The 17,893-nt window shown below is 40.8% G+C and carries 14 protein-coding genes; 4 read left to right on the top strand and 10 right to left on the bottom strand.

The window, feature by feature from the left end:
- Positions 1-28: 28 nt before the first annotated feature.
- Positions 29-1,087 carry a TolB family protein gene (locus tag B155_RS0105565; RefSeq protein WP_018127261.1) on the bottom strand — a complete coding sequence of 353 codons (1,059 nt, stop codon included), beginning with the start codon at positions 1,085-1,087 and terminating at the stop codon, positions 29-31.
- Between the two features lie 139 nt (positions 1,088-1,226).
- Between B155_RS0105565 and B155_RS0105560 the strand changes: the two genes are divergently transcribed.
- Positions 1,227-1,661: a sll1863 family stress response protein gene (locus B155_RS0105560; RefSeq protein WP_018127260.1), complete on the top strand. Its 435-nt coding sequence runs from the start codon at positions 1,227-1,229 to the stop codon at positions 1,659-1,661.
- Positions 1,662-1,716: 55 nt separating this feature from the next.
- Here the strand turns inward: B155_RS0105560 and B155_RS0105555 are convergent, their stop codons facing one another.
- From B155_RS0105555 to B155_RS0105535, 5 genes are all read right to left on the bottom strand, one after another.
- Positions 1,717-4,200, bottom strand: a complete 2,484-nt coding sequence (locus B155_RS0105555; protein ID WP_018127259.1) for a TonB-dependent receptor domain-containing protein — start codon at positions 4,198-4,200, stop codon at positions 1,717-1,719.
- Positions 4,193-5,548 (bottom strand): HTTM domain-containing protein, encoded by a 1,356-nt coding sequence (locus B155_RS0105550; protein WP_018127258.1) that lies wholly within the window; start codon positions 5,546-5,548, stop codon positions 4,193-4,195. The genes B155_RS0105555 and B155_RS0105550 overlap by 8 nt, the downstream gene beginning before the upstream one ends.
- Before the next feature lie 2 nt (positions 5,549-5,550).
- The gene (locus tag B155_RS0105545; protein ID WP_018127257.1) at positions 5,551-6,663 is read right to left on the bottom strand and encodes an imelysin family protein; all 1,113 of its coding nucleotides are present in this window, start codon (positions 6,661-6,663) and stop codon (positions 5,551-5,553) included.
- Between the two features lie 69 nt (positions 6,664-6,732).
- Positions 6,733-7,956, bottom strand: a complete 1,224-nt coding sequence (locus B155_RS0105540) for a DUF4856 domain-containing protein (protein ID WP_018127256.1) — start codon at positions 7,954-7,956, stop codon at positions 6,733-6,735.
- 98 nt (positions 7,957-8,054) lie between these two features.
- On the bottom strand, positions 8,055-9,551 hold the full coding sequence (locus B155_RS0105535) for a hypothetical protein (protein WP_018127255.1): 1,497 nt from the start codon (positions 9,549-9,551) through the stop codon (positions 8,055-8,057).
- 84 nt (positions 9,552-9,635) lie between these two features.
- Here B155_RS0105535 and B155_RS0105530 point away from each other — a divergent pair, with 84 nt between their 5' ends.
- On the top strand, positions 9,636-9,992 hold the full coding sequence (locus B155_RS0105530; protein ID WP_018127254.1) for a carboxymuconolactone decarboxylase family protein: 357 nt from the start codon (positions 9,636-9,638) through the stop codon (positions 9,990-9,992).
- A gap of 60 nt (positions 9,993-10,052) precedes the next feature.
- Here the strand turns inward: B155_RS0105530 and B155_RS0105525 are convergent, their stop codons facing one another.
- Positions 10,053-12,458 carry an endonuclease MutS2 gene (locus B155_RS0105525; protein ID WP_018127253.1) on the bottom strand — a complete coding sequence of 802 codons (2,406 nt, stop codon included), beginning with the start codon at positions 12,456-12,458 and terminating at the stop codon, positions 10,053-10,055.
- 63 nt (positions 12,459-12,521) lie between these two features.
- Here B155_RS0105525 and B155_RS0105520 point away from each other — a divergent pair, with 63 nt between their 5' ends.
- Both B155_RS0105520 and B155_RS0105515 read left to right on the top strand, forming a co-directional pair.
- On the top strand, positions 12,522-13,301 hold the full coding sequence (locus B155_RS0105520) for a PhzF family phenazine biosynthesis protein (protein WP_018127252.1): 780 nt from the start codon (positions 12,522-12,524) through the stop codon (positions 13,299-13,301).
- Positions 13,301-14,110, top strand: coding sequence for a sulfite exporter TauE/SafE family protein (locus tag B155_RS0105515; protein WP_018127251.1), 810 nt, complete (start codon positions 13,301-13,303; stop codon positions 14,108-14,110). Before B155_RS0105520 ends, B155_RS0105515 begins: the two co-directional genes overlap by 1 nt.
- A 329-nt stretch (positions 14,111-14,439) precedes the next feature.
- Here B155_RS0105515 and ftsZ read toward each other — a convergent pair whose 3' ends face one another.
- The 3 genes from ftsZ to B155_RS0105500 form a co-directional block, all read right to left on the bottom strand.
- A complete protein-coding gene (gene ftsZ / locus B155_RS0105510) occupies positions 14,440-15,789 on the bottom strand; it encodes a cell division protein FtsZ (RefSeq protein ID WP_018127250.1) in 1,350 nt (449 codons plus the stop codon).
- A 63-nt stretch (positions 15,790-15,852) separates the two neighbouring features.
- Positions 15,853-17,112 (bottom strand): cell division protein FtsA, encoded by a 1,260-nt coding sequence (gene ftsA / locus B155_RS0105505; RefSeq protein WP_018127249.1) that lies wholly within the window; start codon positions 17,110-17,112, stop codon positions 15,853-15,855.
- Positions 17,113-17,161: 49 nt separating this feature from the next.
- Positions 17,162-17,842 (bottom strand): cell division protein FtsQ/DivIB, encoded by a 681-nt coding sequence (locus tag B155_RS0105500; RefSeq protein WP_240386249.1) that lies wholly within the window; start codon positions 17,840-17,842, stop codon positions 17,162-17,164.
- Positions 17,843-17,893: the final 51 nt, after the last annotated feature.

Raw genomic sequence — 17,893 nt, 5'->3', positions numbered from 1 at the left:
GCGACTAAATGTCGCCTTTGCTCTAAGATTAGTGTACCCAATCGGCTATAAATATATTGGTTGCTCTAGTGCCACCATTATTACGATTGGAAGAAAAAACTAGCTTCTTGCCATCATGCGAGAACATTGGGAATGAGTCAAAAGTGTCATCAAAGGTGATTTGTTCAAGACCAGTGCCATCAGGATTAATCATGAACAAGTTAAATGGGAAGCCACGCGTAGAATTGTGGTTGGATGAAAATATGATCTTTTCCCCAGAAGGGTGGAAGTAAGGAGCCCAGTTAGCATTTCCTAAGTTGGTTATTTGCTTCATGCCTGTACCGTCAACGTTCACGATAAAGAGTTCCATATCAGTAGGCTCTACTAAGCCTTCGGCAAGTAATGAGGTGTATTTCTCAATCTCCTCATCGGTTTTAGGGCGAGACGCTCTGAAGATGAGTTGTTTTCCATCTGGTGAGAAAAAAGCACCTCCATCATATCCTAGCTCATCGGTTATTTGAGTAACATTAGACCCGTCTACATCCATAATGAAAAGTTCTAAGTCGCCTGTTCGCATGGATGTGAATACAATTTTTGAACCATCTGGTGATACCGTAGCCTCTGCATCGTAACCAGGTGTAGTAGTGAGAGTATCAATGATTTCACCATCTAAGTTAGCTCTAAAAATGTCATACCCTTCATAGATAGGCCACACATAAGCACCGCCTGGTCCACGTTCTGGTACTTCTGGGCAGGAAATATCAGCTAAATGCGTAGAGCCATAAACGATGGTCTCATCAGGTAAAAAATAGGAACAAGTAGTTCGGCCAAGACCAGTACTAATTATAGGTGCTTCGAACCCTGGCTCTTGTTCCTCTGCATCCATATAGTAGATTTGATCACACTCGGTGCCCCAAGCAGGATTGTTAGATTGAAATACGAGCTTAGTATTGTCGTAACTCCAATAGGCTTCAGCGTTGTCGCCACCAAAAGTAAGCTGCTTGATATTCTTTAGGTGAACTTCTTGCTCATATCTAAGTGAATCGGTGTCTGACTTAGAGCATGCCATTAGTAATAACAGGGAAAGAATAAAGAATGATCTTTTCATAATTCAATAGGGTTTAAAATTTCAGCCCAAAAGTAGCAGAATTAAATGAAGTATGTGTGAAGGATTTACGAATTAAAGAATGGAACAATAAACAAGATGCTTTATACAAATCAGTAAATAAGAATTAACACAGAACATTATGAAGTACTCAAAATTATTTTTCACAGCATTATTGTCATTGTCAGTTTTAGCTGTTTCATGCACCAAGGAATCACAGAGAGAAGCTGAAGAGCTTGGAGACCAAATGGAGCAAACAGCTGAATCAATCGGAAATGATTTTAAAGCCGAAAAAGATCAATTCGTAGAGAAAACTGAACATGAGATGAAAGAATTGAACGAAAAAATCTCGAAGCTTGATGAAAAAATTGAGAATGCTTCCGATGAAGTAAAGCAAGAAACAGAAGAGGCGATGGATGAGTTAAAGCAGGAACGCGAAGAACTCAAAGCTGAACTTGCTGAACTTAAAGAAGCGAGCAAAGAAAATTGGGACGACGTAAAAGAGTCGTTCAACGATAAAATGGATGATTTAAAAGACGGCTATAATCAGCTGTTAGAGGACATCAAGATTGGATAAATAATTAGTATTCAATCCACAAAGCCCTGAACGCATTTTCGTGTTCGGGGCTTTTTTATTTTAGCTGAAGCTGTAGGGTTACATAGTAAGTTCGTGGAGGGGAAGGAATGATGCCCGGTCCTGGATAACCTGTTGCACGGCGCGTAAAGTAGCTTTTGTCTAAAAGATTATTGATTCCACTTTCTATTTTAAACCACTTCTTCGTAAAACTAAGCGACAAATCTACAATATCATAAGCAGGAATTTCGCCCTGTATGCCACTCTGGTTATCGCGAGGGTTTTGCCTAGCATTCGAGGCATCGGTGTATTGCTTACTGAGGTAGGTATATTGCAAAGAACCAATCAGGTTTTTATAGCCAGCATTAATACCGGTTTTTAAATTTACGAGTGGGATAAATTCAACTTCATTCCCTTCTACACCGGGGACTTCCGAAGATATATATTCTGATTTGGTAATAGCCGTATTAGCAAATACCGTAAGTTTTGCTTCTTTAGGGCTGCTACCGAATAACTCAAGTACGTTTAAGTCAATAAGGCTTTCTAATCCCACCATAAATGCTTGACCGATGTTGCCACGGTAACGAACTATTCGTCCAGTTTCTTCTTGTTCGCCACTTGCGTTAGTGCGGGTTTCAGCCCTTAGCACTTCTCCTAAACGGTCGTTGTAGGATAATGCAAAACCACTTAGATCGTACGATAAAATTGAACCGGCCTTTCCTCTAATTCCGAAATCGGTAGTGAATCCACTTTCATCAGAAATATTGGGATCCACTTGATAGGTGGGGTTAATAACTCGGATATCATTAAAGGTTACTGAGCGATAATTCTGCGAAACATTCGCATAAAACTCAGTTTGCTCATTCGGTAGATAACTGAATCCTGTACCTAATAGAAGAAAGTTTCTTTTGAAAGTTCGGTTGTCTTCGAAAGTTTGATTCTGAATTGGGTTTCCAGCTAAATCGAAATTGATGCGTTTATAAGTACCCGCACTTTGAGTTTTTATGTACTCGAATCGAAATCCTGGAGTGATGGAAAACTTATCACTCAGGTAAAAAATATGCTCACCAAATACGGCTAAGTTTTTGTTGGGGAACTCAAAATCAGACTGGTTTGGGTAATTAGGATAGCTCTGGGTAGCAGGATTAAAATTGGCATCGCTATCGGCACTTCCTGGGCCTTGAAAGGAAGTGTTATCAGATTGGTAGTACTTAGAACCAATCAGAAATACCGAATTTCGATCTCCAATTTTATAGCGATGTAAGAATCGAGTTTCTACTCCACCATTATTGAAGTTGCCTAGTATAAGATCACGGGGAGCAGTTGGGTCGTCGGTTTGAGAAACTCTATTTGTTCTAAAGCCAACTGATTTACGTGAAGCATCTAAACCAAATGCAGTTACACTCCACTCTGTTTGGTAGCTAAACTTGTGATTCAGTTTAAATGCTAGCAGCTTCCAATCTACTTCGAACCAATTTCTTTCACGATTGCTGAAGGTTGGATCGGTATAAAATTGAGCGTCTGTAAGTCCGCCCGGTTGTTGAGCTAAATATTTGAAGTAGGTGAACTCTAATTGAGCCGTAGTTTTTGGCGTCAGATCATAATTTAAAACGGTATAAAAATTATGAGAGTCATAATCAGAATTCGGCCTGAAGCCTTTACCAGTTTTGTAATTGTAGAAGCTGTAGTAGCCCAATTTATTATGCGTGCCACTTATGCTACTGAAGTTTGTAATAAGTTGATTTGATCCCATCGTTTGACGAGATAGGAATTCAAATTTCTCATTCGGATTTGGCGTCTTCATTTTGAAGTTAACTAAGCCACCAAACTGAGTTCCATATTGTAGAGATGCTGCTCCTCGAATTACTTGAATTTCTTTAAGAGCCTCGGTAGGAGGGGTGTAATAACTTTCGGGGTACCCTAGAACATCGGCACTAATATCGTAGCCATTTTGGCGAATGTTGAAATTAGCAGATCTATTGGGGTCTAATCCACGGCCACCGATATTGAGTTGAAGCCCAGCGTCATTAGATTCATAAATATTTAGGCCGGCTACTTGGGCAAAAACCTGACGAGCATTGTTAGTTGCGGTATTAGCAACCATCTTATCAAGTAACACTACTTCTGTTTTCTTACCAGCATAAATGGCCGTGCCTTCAACTTCGCGTAATCGCTTAATAGTGAAAATCTCTTCTCGTTGATTGGTTACAGCAACTTCTGTAAGCGTGCCAGATACCACCTGCATTTTAATATCTACAAGCTGATCTACGCCATCTACACGAATTACCTGGCTTTCAATAGCATAGCCAAGAGCAAAATAGAATAAGGTATAAACGCCATCAGGTAGTCCCGATATGGTATAAACCCCTTCTTTGTTCGTTCGGTAAGAACGCCCTGTTTCGTTGACGAAAACTTCTACATCGTTAATGGGTTCAAGACTTTGGCCAGCTACTACTTTACCTGTAATCTTGTATTGTGCATTAACATCGGTGAATACCCCACACAATAGTATAAATGATAGGATAAAAATTGATCTAGTCATTAAAAGGGAGGATCCAGGTTCGGTGTTTTAAAGAAGGGGTAATGGTTGTGAGATCCACATTTGGGTCAACATAAGGTTGACTACTACGGCCGTTCAGGGCTACATAGCTTTCAACATAAATTTGGGGATCTTTGATGCCTTCGTTTTTATAATAGTCCTCCAGAAAATACGCATATTCAAGGATAAAATCGGGCTGCGTTGCCATTTGTTTCTCTTGAAATGAAGTGAGGAATCTTGAGTTATCTATATAAAATTGTCTGCCTGTTTCTGGGTCTACTACTTTGAAATTGGCATAGCCCGCCTTTTCCATAAGCATCACCCTCCATGAAAAGCGATAGCCTTCTTCTGTCCAATACAAATTGCCGGGATATAGTAAGAAACGGAATGGTATCAGTAACTGAGCGATGAGTAAAACCGAGACTACTCCAAGGCTGGTTTTTTTCACCAAGTCACTCGAAAATGCATAAGAGCCTTGTTCTGCCTTAGGGATTTTTAAGAAGGATGTCCCTTTTCGAAGCTTAGCTAATACTCTTTCATGGAGTTCAGGAGAAAAGAATATCGTAGCACTGGCAATCATGATATAGGGGAACATACCAATTGGGAAAAGCACCCCTGTAAGCACATGAAAGGTGATCACTAAAATGAATGCAATGGCTCGAGTTCGTTTCCATAAGAGTAGAAAAGGAATACTGAGATCATAAATAGCTCCTGCCCAACTAAAAGCATAATGAGTCCATTCTTGTTGGAATAAGGACCCTAATAAAGGGATATCATATTTAGCTGGTAACCAGATTTGGAGGGGCATGGCTTTAAATAGCCAATCAGAATTGAGCTTGGCCAAACCAGCGTAAAAATACACTATACCAATCAGTAGCTTGATTGCATCCACACACCACTGAGGTATTTCCTTAACTCTGAGTTCTGGGATTCGCTTAGCATCTAATGAAAAGTGAGCGTTAGCCGGTAGCCAAATCATTAAAAAGCTTAAAACACTGATGAAGTAATAGTGATTTAAGTAGGTGGTTTTATCCATCAATTCTATGTAGGTAAAACTGAGGAAAAAGAGCAGAATCGAAGCTCTGTATCGATATCCTAAAGTGATACCAATTGTTGAAAGGCCACAGAGTATAAAGAGTAGATAAGTGTATGAGCCTAGTGGCTTAACCCACTCAAACCCATAATAGGAGAAGAAATAAGTAGGCTCTATATAAAGTTTTTGAATCCAGCCATTAGTAGCAAAACGAATGATGCTCCACAGCATCATGATTCCAAAGAGAATTCGGAATACAGCTAGTGGAGCAGCAGAAGTAGTACGTTGAAAATATGTAGCTACAGCGGATCTATTCAATGTTAATCGCCGTCGGCGTCTATATAATCTACATTAATGTTAAGTGCTTGGAGCATGTCAACTTTTAAGAATACCACGTTGCGTTGTAGTTGATCATATGTACTCAGCATAGCACTGTTGTCGGTATTGATTTGAACTCTGAAATTTGAGCTTAATGAATTCGCTTGTGAACGTGCTGATTCAAACTGAGTGTTAATACGATTACTTAAATCGGCACCTTCTTTCATTGTATTCAAGAAATCGAGGTAGCTTTTTAAACTCTCACCCGATCCATTCCCATCAAAGTACTCCCCGTTAAAGAAAGCCTGTGCCGCATCGATAGCTTCAAGGGCTAAGGCTTTTGAAAGCTCTTGGTTGTAATAAGCTTCAACATGTGTTGGAAGTGGTGAACCTGAAAACACACCGGCAGGAATACCAATTTTACCAGCACGAAGTACTTTCTCATAGTAGAACACATAATCGTTTACCATCATGTCTACGGATGAATTGGCTCCATTTCCTGAGTTCTGAACAAATTCTTCGCGATACCCCGCTTTCCAACTATCTAATACAGTATCTGTGAGCCCCTTCATTCGTTCAGTTACAGCTAGTAAATAAGTTTTATAACCATCGGCATTTTGATGGGTGGTATAATAATCTAAGATGTCACCGTCGTTAGTTGAAAGGCCAAACAATAGATAGTCTAAAGCAGGAAAACCTTGGCGGTCGTTTTCAGCAGGTAAACTCAAGTTATACGAACCGTCGGCGATATTTTTTTCTAACTCAGTAGTGTTAACTGGATAAATGTTCATGTTATCACGGTATCGAATTTGTGCAGCAGTACCAATTTCAAATTGGGATACATTTTGCCAGCTCAAATAAGCCGTTTCCCAGCTGTTGCGAAGCTGATCTAAGGTTGTTTGATTGGGAGTGGTAGTGAATGCTTCAGCGTCCGCATGTAGCGTAGCCATATGCCCACTAAATGCTTCGTAAGATGGAATAATGATATTATCAGCCCAGTTTTCAAGCATAGCTTGACGATCGAAGTCGTTACTGCTTGGTCCTGATAAATCAGTTTCTGTACAACTAACGGTTAGTACTGATAGAAGTAAAAAAAGGATGGTTAATGCTCTCATGATAAGGGGATATTAAACACAAAAAGCTGGCTGAATCATTTCAACCAGCCTGTTGAAATTTTAAATGGTTTAGCTTGCTGCTTGTTCAACGTTGAAGTTGAATTTAGCTGCAATGCTTGCTGAGATATCATCAAGAGTTTGTGGAGTTACATCCCATAATCCATTTTCGCCATCACCCATTAAATCGTTTAAGAATCCTTCTACTTCAGAGCGAGTGAAGAACGGTGCGTTGGTTCCAGGAATACGAGTAAACTGTAAGCTGTATACAAAACCATAACCTTCAGATAGATCGTGGAATGCAGCACCAAAGTCTTTTTCAGTACCAGAAAGTGCATCTTTTCCAGCTTGTAAGTAATAGATAGCGCGGATGGCAATTACAGCTGAAATACGATCTCTAATAATATTCGCTCGCTCATCACGGATGTCATATTCACTTGCTACAATTGCTGCTCTACCCGTTTTGAATGCATTATACACATCAACTCCTACCGTGCTGAACAATGGATTATCAACTACACGACCGAGGTATTTATTTAGGAAGTTATCATCTCCTAAAGTAGCTAATGGGTTAGCTGGGTCTTGAGAAGCACCAAATAGGTAACCATAAGCTTCATCCCACTTATGTTCCATATTGGTATAGTTTTGGCCATCAACAAGTACTTCACTGTTATTGTCTTGCTGGTTACTTCCTGCATCTAGTACTGAAACAGATAAGTAGTTATTAAGCATTTGATCTGTCATCAGGGCACCAATAAGTCCCTTTGCAACTAATTGATTGTACTCAAGGCCTTTTGCACTTACATAACGAGTAGAAGAACCATCGGCGATTTGACCTGCCACTCCTGGCCTCGCTAAAGAATCTTCGTTTGGGAATACTTCATTCACTTGTGCGCTAATCCACGCCTCAAAGTCAGCTTTTACTTCAGCACTTTCGGTAGTATTCGCTGAATAGAAATCAGCAGATGCAGCTACTTTACTTTTAATGCTTTTAGTTGATGCGTTTAATTCAGCATCAGTAAATGGGTCGGCGTCGCCACCTTGTGAGGTTTCGTTACGAAACATTTCAAGTAGCGACTCTTCGGTGGAAGTATCGAAAGCCATCATTGCGCTTACAAGTTCCGTAGCCATTTTGATGCGAGTGGTTTGACCACTGAAAGAAACAGAGCTGCTACCGTTTCTCGTAAAGGTGTAATCAGCAGGGATATCTAAGTCGATATCGTTATCTGTACTAATTCCACAAGAAATAAATGATATAGATAAAATAGAGATGAATAATAGTCTAGAGATCTTCATGAGGGGGATTATAGTTGTTATCTTAATTTAGAATAAATCTAAGTTAAGGGTATTTCAACTGGTCGTCAACCCTAATATGGAATAAATCTAAATAAAAATTAGTCCTGTGTTCCGGTCGATAGCAGCTCTAGAGCTTGAGCCATAATGTTCTTGCCCAGCTTGAAAAATCGCTCTTGATTACCGAGCGCTAAGAAGCCTAAGACTGATCGGAGTTCGGAGAGTAAAGTAGGAGGGTTTGTAATTAGAGTGTCTTCAGCAATGATATGATCCCAATCTAGTGCATGGGTAAAATCAACCCCGGCTTGTTTCATCACATTGTAATACACATTGGCCATCAGCCCATAACCAATGGTGGTAGGGTGAAGTCCATCTAAACTGAAGATGCCACCTTTATATATTTTTCCCTCATCGTTAAGACGTAAGAAATCGGTAGTGAGTATAGCCTCGCCTTTATCATTAACTAGGTGACGTGTGTTTTCATTACGCAATAGTGCTTGTATGAAAGCATCTGGATAGCTTCTTAGTGTTTCACCCCCTAAACGGCGCTTAGCCATATGCGCTACATTTTTAGCTATAGGCACTACATGCCACCCATATTCTTTGGCAACTTTTCGAATAATCATATTGAATTCATCCACTGTTAAATCAATATGTATGGCTTCATCTTTCGTAAGATGGGGATGTCTATCAGGATCGAAGTCTTCATCCCATATCCAAAATCGAGTATAGTAATCGAAATAGCCTAAGCGTTCTGAACTAAGATTCGAATTCACCCCTCTACAAACAGGAGGAATGGTTGGATAAGGAATGGTTGGAACAAATACTCTTTTAACTCCTAGTTTATGAATACGCTCAGCAAGTTGGCGATATTCCTTTTCAAAATGTTCGGGGCGGTAAATGGAGTGCTGCCGATGTGGAGTAAATGCCACTAAATCTTCTTCGGTAGACCATTTCAATTCTAAGTTTACAACAGCGCCTAAGGCATTATTATGGCCTAAACACACAATTAGATTTTCGATACCACCTTGTTCTTGTAGTAATTCGATGTTATCAAGTTGTGTGTTCGTGTAGTGGGTTTCCCCTAAAGTTGGGTTGAGCACCAATTGTGAAGTTACATACTTGGCATGTTCAGGTAGTACTCCAAAAACAGAGTAGCTTTCTTTGTTTTCATTGATGTACTCTTGGCTATTTTTATGGTTTACAATCCAAGAGTCATTGATGGCAAAGCCCCAAATAGACTGATTATGATAAGGCGTAGGTTGATTTATGCTGAGATCTTTCAGCCCGCCTTCCCAATATTTCTTAATGCGTTTTAAAGTCTTAAACGTGTGCGTAGCGGCCGCTGGATATTCCATCCAGTTAATATCAGACCCAAATTCATCGGCTAAACCACGTAGAATTACCTCTAAGTTGATGGGGATTCCAGCTTGAGCCGTAAACCTTGGTTGATGAAATGGCGGAAGTGGATCAAAACAACGGTGTAAAAAAGACGGGAAATTGATATCAGTACGATAGATTCCTCCATTCTTAAAGCCTTGAGAAAGGCTGTCTCCAACAACAACGAGTTTATGTTTGTAATTCTTTTTTGCGAACATGTTATAGATGCTTGAGCTAGGGCACAAGGGTGCGTAACTTCAGGCAAAAGAATAGCCACTTAATAATAAATCCCCAAAAGAATTATGAGCAATCGACTTCAGGAATTCAGAAAAAAAAGAGAAGAGCTAAATGACAAAACTATGGAGTTGGGTCACTTAGGAATTAAACGATTCTTCAACATGGATTCGAACACCTATAGAGAGGGTGCTTTAGATTCAAAAACAAAAGAATTGTTGGGCTTAGTGGCTTCAATGGTATTGCGTTGTAATGATTGCATCGACTATCATTTAGAGCAATGTGCAAAAACTGGGTCGACCAAAGAAGAGATTACAGACGCAATGAATGTGGCTTTAATTGTTGGTGGTAGTATCGTAATCCCACATTTGAGAAGAGGAGTAGAGACGCTTGAGTTCTTGGAAGAAGAAGGCGCTTTTAACTAATTCACCAGCATTCGTTGGTTTTGAAATAGTCGCCATTTACTAAATAGTAGATGGCGATTTTTATTTAATCTTCACAATAGTACATCCAGCGCCACCAAAATCTTCATTCGCTAAATTAAAAGACTTGATGTCGTTTCGCTCGTTTAAGTAGCTATGAACTTGGTCTTTTAAAATCCCATCACCTTTACCGTGAATGATTTCCACTTGATGCATCCCTCTGAATACAGCGCGGTCTAAGTAAAGCATTACTTCGTTGAGTGCTTTATCTGCTCTCATACCACGTAAATCCAAAGTAGGTTTAACGGCTTCTTTTAATGAAGAGTCACCTTCTAGAACGGCAGTACGGACTTTCTTTTTCTGCTTTTTCTTTTGAACCTCAACTTTGATGAGGTTCTTGTATTTCGTTTTAAGGCGAAGCCCATCGGCCTGAACTACGGCTTGCTTACCATTTATTTCAACAAGTTCACCGGTGGTGTTACCATCTACAAAACGTACATGGTCGCCAACTTTAGGTGGGGTTTCCGATTTCTTAAAACGAGCTTCTCTTTTTTCTTTAATATCCTCGAGCGACTCTTCAATATAAGCGCGTTCGCTCGCTATATCTTTTCGAATATTATTCAGGTCACGTTTGTTTGTGCGCTTCTCTTCAACGATTTGTTCAACCGCTTTCTCAATCTTTTGGTTGGCGCTATCCATGATCGACTTCGCCTCGGTAAGTGCTTTTTGGCGAATCTTTTCTTTCTCTTTATTAATCCCCTCAAGCTTATTCAGATAACGATTGCGATCTGTCTCGGCTTTAGATTTGAGTTGCTCAAATTTCTCTTTTAACTCATCTGCTTGTTGGGTTTTCGTCTCCAGTTCGGAGATCAAAGATTCCATTTTATCTTTCGATTCACCCAATAGCACTCGAGCACGCTGCAATACATTCCCTTTGATATTCATTCTTTGGGCAATCTCGAATGCATAACTGCTTCCTGGAATGCCTTTCTTGAATTTATAGGTAGGGGAAAGGGAGGCTTGATCGAACTCCATCGATCCGTTTACCGCATTTTCATGTTCATGGGCAAATACTTTAAGGCTACCGTGGTGAGTAGTTACAATCACCTTGCACTCATTGCGAAGCAAATGCTCAATAAAGGATTGAAATAAGGCACCACCTTCTTCAGGGTCGGTACCTGCTGCTGCCTCATCAATTAATACCAAGCTCCCCATTGTAAAGTTGTCCAATGTTTCTTGCATCCACTTAAGGCGAGAGGAGAAGGTACTTAAGTCATTTTCGATCGATTGATCATCTCCAAGATCAATGAAGAAACCATTGAAGATGGGTATTTCAGAAGTAGGATCAGCGGGTATAGCAAAGCCAGATTGAATCATTAATGAACAAATACCCACTGTCTTCATGGCAACCGATTTACCACCAGCATTTGGGCCTGTAATCATCAAACACCGTTCGTCGGGGCTTAATTCTAACTGCAGTGGTATGATGTCGTCTCTTTCTTCGTCTTTAAGCTGTAAGTTTTTAAGTAGAAGATTGGTGTTAAAAGCTTTCTTTAGTTTGAGGCGATTGTTCTGAGATATAATAGGAATCTCACCATCTAACTTTATAGACACTTTTGCTTTTGCTGCTATTACATCTATTTGTGCTAAGGTGTCTTCATTTTGAAGGAGGTAGTCTCCATTCTGCCGAATGTGATTGGTGAGCTCTTTTAGAATACGTTCAATTTCTTGCTGCTCTTCAATTTCAAACTGACGTATCTCATTATTAAGGTGTAGTGCTTCAACAGGTTCTAAATAAACTGTTTGCCCAGTACTGGAAACATCATGAATAAAGCCTTGGATCTGCCTTTTATATTCAGCCTGTACAGGGATTACCATTCGGCCATTACGAATGGTAGCTCCTTCATCCGACGACATCCCATCTTTTACCGCCTTCCGCATCAAACGGTTGATGGTTGATCTTAAGTCGTTCTTCTTAGTGTTTAACTTTCTTCGAATTGATTTGAGCTCTGGGCTCGCATCATCTTTTAATTCACCGGTATCGGTAACCTTTCCTTTGATGTATTGCTCCAATTCCTTCATGGGAATCAGCCTCTGAGCAATTACCGCTAACTCAGGTACGCTATCCTTTCGCTGTTCAATAAACTTTTTTACAAAGCGTGCAGTGCTGATAAGTTTTAGAACCTCAATAAATGCAGGTAATGGAAGGATGCTACCCGTAGGCTTGGCTCTTTGAACATAGGTCTTTAAGCCTTGTAACTCACCTAAAGGGAATGGATCTGGATCTCTTAGCAAGCTCATCATTTCGTTTGTCTGAGCAAGAAGAGTATGAACGGTAGGGCGATGATTGGATGGGTAAATCTCTCTTAATATCTCCTCGCTTCTAACAAATTGAGAATACAAGATAGTCTCTTCTCGTAATTGTTCGTAACCGAGTTTTTCTAAAAGTGATTCGGGGTAAAGCTTCATCAGAAATTTTAAGAAATTTGCCTTAGGTTCAAGCGACTAAAGATAACCTTAATTTTCTGCTCTATGAAACTCTCTCTTTTTCAAGCCGATGCATTTACATCAACTATGTTTAGTGGTAATCCTGCCGCTGTTTGTCCATTAGATGAATGGATATCGGATTCGCTGATGCAACAAATTGCGGCTGAAAATAATCTCTCAGAAACGGCCTTTTTTGTAGAAAGAGAAAATCATTTTGAATTGCGATGGTTCACACCCGCTACGGAGGTGGATTTATGTGGGCATGCAACGTTGGCAACCGCCCATATCATGTTCGAAGAGTTAGGTTATAAGCAAAAGGCATTGAGTTTCGAAACAAGGAGTGGAACACTGATGGTAGAAAGAGAGGGAGATAAGTTGAAAATGGACTTCCCTACCGATGATATGCCTGCTGTGGTGCCACCAGAGGTGCTATTTCAAGGATTAGGCGTCCGCTCAGATTTAGTTTTTGCCACAGACGATTATATGGTTGTATTAGAATCGGAAGAAGCGGTAGCTGAATTAAACCCAAACTTCAGACTACTATCTGAAGTGAATGCTCGTGGCATAATCGTTACTGCCCCCGGAGATAAGGTTGATTTTGTATCCCGGTTTTTTGCCCCTCAATGTGGTATAGACGAAGATCCGGTAACCGGTTCTGCTCATACAAAATTGACTCCTTATTGGGCACAGCGTTTGGATAAAACGGAATTAACAGCTCGCCAGATTTCGAAGCGTGGGGGCGATCTTTTATGTCGTTATAAGGGAGACCGAACAGAGATATTAGGTGAAGCCGTTACGTATCTAAAAGGTGAAATAACTATTTAATGGAATTCGAGCTACTATTATTAATCGGGTTATTTGCAGGGGTACTAGCTGGTTTATTGGGAATAGGTGGAGGTATAATTTTCACCCCGGTGCTTTATTTCCTTTTTGATGAACAAGGAGTAGAGAACCCTGTGCTATGGACGATTGGGTCTGGGTTGTTTTGCACCTTTGTGGCTGCGGTGGGTGGTACAGTTAGGCAATACATCCAAGATAATTTCTACTTAAAAGAAGGGGTGTTTTTAGGTGTATTAGGAATGATTGGGATATTTCTAGGTAAACAAATCATCACCTCACCCTATTATAATCGTGAGGCTTTCGTCATTTTCTTTAGCTGTATGCTTCTATATGCAGCCTTTATGTTGTTTCAGCGAGGTAGAGATAAGACGGATGAGCGTTCTAGAACATTTAGTGTAATCGGCTTTAAAACCGCATTTATTACCGGTGGTATCGGTGGTTTTGTAGCAGCTCTTGCAGGTGTTGGTGGGGGAGGAATCATGGTACCCATGATGAACTTATTTTTTAAACAACCTTTCAAAAAATCGGTAAGTGTTTCTCAGTTGGCTATGGTGATTATGGTTTGTTCAGGCTGGGTGCAATTAGCTTTTCTATCACCAATGGATGTGGGTATTACAATTGTAACGTATGGGTATGTTGATTTCGGAGCTTCTTTACCCTTGTCGATTGGGGGGCTTTGTGGTGGTTTTGTAGGGGCATTATGGAACCAAAAAATAAATAGAACTTATCTTCAGTGGGGCTTCGCTCTACTTGCCTTTGTAATGGCTTCTCGTTTAATCTGGAGCATCATCTAATAGCCTTCTCATATACGCTGGAAGTTACAAAGTGAGGGTATTGTTTGATGGGATACCTGTTTTTACGACTCTCTTTTGTCATGTCGACTGAAAGGAGACATCTAGAGATGGTGGATGTGGTAGGATAGATCTTTAGACTTCTCACATCCGTTCGAAGTGACAAGGGGTATCATCAATTAAAAAAGGAACCTCTTATCCAGAGGCTCCTTTTATTGTTAGCAATCTATAGCCAATCACCGAGTGATTGGAACTATAATCCAGTAAATCGAATGCTTGTTGAAGACACCAATCCCATGGTACCGTTCAAAAAGCGATATTTTTCGCGTTTCTTAGTCCATTATTTTTCTTAAGAAAGCAGGCTGATCGGTATCATCCTTACGGATTCGTTCAGTTCTACTTTGGAATGGAGCGATGTTATCACGCGCTGAAGTATCTTGAGTTGGCTCAGATTGTGAAGGTCTTGCATCTTCATAGTGCGATGACTCCACTTCAGGTTCTTCTTCCTGGCGAACGTTTAAGTCGCGACGTAGGTAAGAAGGAGTATCCAACTTCTTTAGGTTTCCTTCACCTTTATAAAAATCTCCAGATGTACGAGAGAATTTACTTGGTGTACCTGTTGGTTCTGCTACTTGAGAACGAGCTACATTTTCAGCGGCTGCATTTAGAGCAGATTTAGGAGCTACTTTTGCCTTCGTACGATCTTCAGCTAAATCGAAGCCTGTAGCGATTACAGTAACTCTGATTTCATCACTGAAAGTCTCATCAAGTACTGTACCTAAGATGATTTCCGCATCATCGCCAGCTTCTTGTTGAACAATACTAGTAGCGGTTGTTGTTTCACGCATACCTAATGCAGCACCTGCCGAGATGTTTACAAGTACGCTACGTGCTCCGCGGATACTAACCCCATCAAGTAGTGGTGAGTTTATGGCTGAACGAGCAGCGATTTCAGCGCGATCTGGACCTTCTGCTGTTGCAGAACCCATAATTGCAGCGCCACCATCAGTCATAGTAGTTCGAACGTCTGCAAAGTCAAGGTTGATAAGACCAGGCATTAAGATTAAATCGCTGATACCACGAGTAGCATTGTAAAGTACTTCGTTGGCAAGGGCGAAAGCTTCCATTAAAGAAGTGTTTTCGTCAGCGATATCAAGTAGGCGCTCGTTCGGGATAACGATAACCGTATCACAGTTTTTCTTTAGTTCAGTAATACCTTCAAGGGCATACTTTTTACGGATCTTACCTTCGCAATCGAATGGGGTAGTGATAATACCCACAGTAAGAATTCCTTTACGTTTAGCCATGCCTGCAACAACTGGGGCGCCACCGGTTCCGGTACCACCACCCATTCCTGCTGTCACAAAAATCATGTCGGCTGTTTCAATAGCCTCTTCAATTTCATGTCTGTTTTCTTCAACAGCTTCACGTCCTACTTCAGGGCGTGCACCAGCACCTAATCCGTTGGTTAGGGATGTACCTACCTGGATTTTGATGTCGGCGTGACTGTTTTTAAGTGCTTGGGCATCGGTATTAAGTGCGATATACTCTACACTATCCAAGCCCATGTTAATCATGTTGTTTATTGCGTTTCCGCCGCCGCCGCCAACGCCGACCACTTTGATCTTTGCGTTTTCTTGGCTTTGTTCGTCGAAAAAGAAGCGAGTATTATGGTTAGCCATGATAACTCCTGTTTATTTTTTTATTTACTGGATTACTATTTGTTAGTAGATGATTGCTGTTTTCTAAAGCTCTTTGAACCAACTTTTCATACGGTCAGCGATTTTAGTCATCACTTGTTCCATATTCTTACTTGGTTTTTGGGATGCAGGCATCATAGTTTGGTTGGTGGTCATGCCGGTTTTTAAAGCATGAACAACCAAACCTACACCTGTGGCGTAGATGGGGCTATTAACCTCTTCTACCAATCCTCCGGTTATACCGAGAGGGATACCGATCTTGGCATCCATACCTAATATTTCATTCGCTAATGGACAGATGTTTTTAATCAAGGAACCGCCACCTGTAAGTACTACACCAGCACTTAAGGCATCCGAGTATCCACTTCGTTTAATCTCGATGCCTACGATTTCCATGATTTCTTCCATTCGAGCCTGAATGATTTTGGCTAAAATGCTTTTGGTAATTTCTTTTGGAGGACGGCCAGCGATACCCGGTACGGTAATCACTTCGTCTTCCTGAATCATATCTGCATAACTTTCGCCATGCTTACGTTTTAGAGTTTCTGCTTGGTCGTCGAGTACACTTAGCCCAAGTCGAATATCGTCGGTTACTTTTTGCCCAGCTATGGCAATTACTGCGGTGTGACGGATGGTATTGTCTTGGAAGATGGCTACATCAGTAGTTCCCCCACCAATATCAACAAGTACCACGCCTGCCTCTTTCTCTTCTTCATCTAGTACAGAGTAAGAGGACGCTAGTGGCTCAAGAATTATATCTGCTACTTGATAGCCTGCTCTTTCCACACAGCGATAGATGTTTTTAGCCGCAGATACCAAGCCCGTGATAATGTGTACTTCTGCCTCCATACGCATTCCGCTCATTCCTACTGGGTCGCTGATACCGTCTTGCCCATCTACTACGAACTCCTGTGGAATTACGTGTAAGATTTGCTGATCGGTAGGAAGCATGATGCGTTGGCAATCTTCAAGTAGGCGCTCAACATCAAGTGCGGTAATTTCATTGTCTTTGTTGTTGATGGTAATCACACCTTTACTGCGCATACTACGGATGTGATCGCCCGCAATACCCACATTCACAGAGTTTACCTGAATCCCTGATGCTAACTCGGCTTGAGCAATAGCATCTTTAATGGCGTTCACTGTTTTATCGATATTAACAACTACACCACGATTAAGTCCATCGCTGGGTGCTTTCCCCACCCCCAGGATGTTGATCCTTTCGTGTTCAATAGAAGCAACGATCGCGCAAATTTTTGTGGTCCCTATATCGAGACCTACCATGATGTTTTCTGATTCAGACATTATAAATACCGCTGTGTTTTTTGATTGCTAAAGGCATTTTTTTGGGTGATTAACTTTCACGGGTTACCACCTGATTTATAAATCTTAGGTCTACCTGTTGCATACTTTCAATCCCCTTTACTCGGATTACATCAGTATAAAAGGCTTTCCAATTTTCGAGTTTAATCTGGAAGTCATTATTTCCGAATACCAGTTTAACTCCGTTTTCGTGGCTTAGGGCCACTACTCCTTCTTCAGGATGATATGCTACTTCACTAATCGTAGCCCATCCAAAATGATCTTTCTGAGCGTTCATCAGAAAACTACTGATCTGTTTGAACGCTGAACTTTTTAATGTGTCTCTACCCACTTCCGCTTTGAACCCATAAAGGAGGGGTAGGTCATGTGTAAATCCATCTACTAAAGGGAGGCGAACTCCTTCAGCATCTACGTATGCTCTTTTGTCTCCATCAATGAGTAAGGCAATAGGCTTACGCTCGGTTATATGAAAATTTAGATCACCGCTTGGTTCAACATATGGTGATACATGCTTCACGTAATGGAGCTGTTCTATTCGGTTTGAAATTTCATCCAAGTTTAAGCTATCAGGGCTGATTCCCATTGGAACTTGAGCTTGGCTTAGCAATTCTTCTGCTGAAGTCACATTGTTACCATCAAATGAAACGCTATCTACCACTACATTACGGTTCCAGTAGAGTGCTGCAAGCACAGCAATTCCAAGCACCATCATCACTGTGGTGGCCCAAGGAATTATTCTTCCTTTTTTAGGAGCGTTATTGGA

It is taken from the genome of Balneola vulgaris DSM 17893, assembly GCF_000375465.1.
Lineage (GTDB): Bacteria > Bacteroidota > Rhodothermia > Balneolales > Balneolaceae > Balneola > Balneola vulgaris.
Note: the sequence above shows the minus strand (reverse complement) of the source record. Positions and strands in the feature narration are given on the sequence as shown.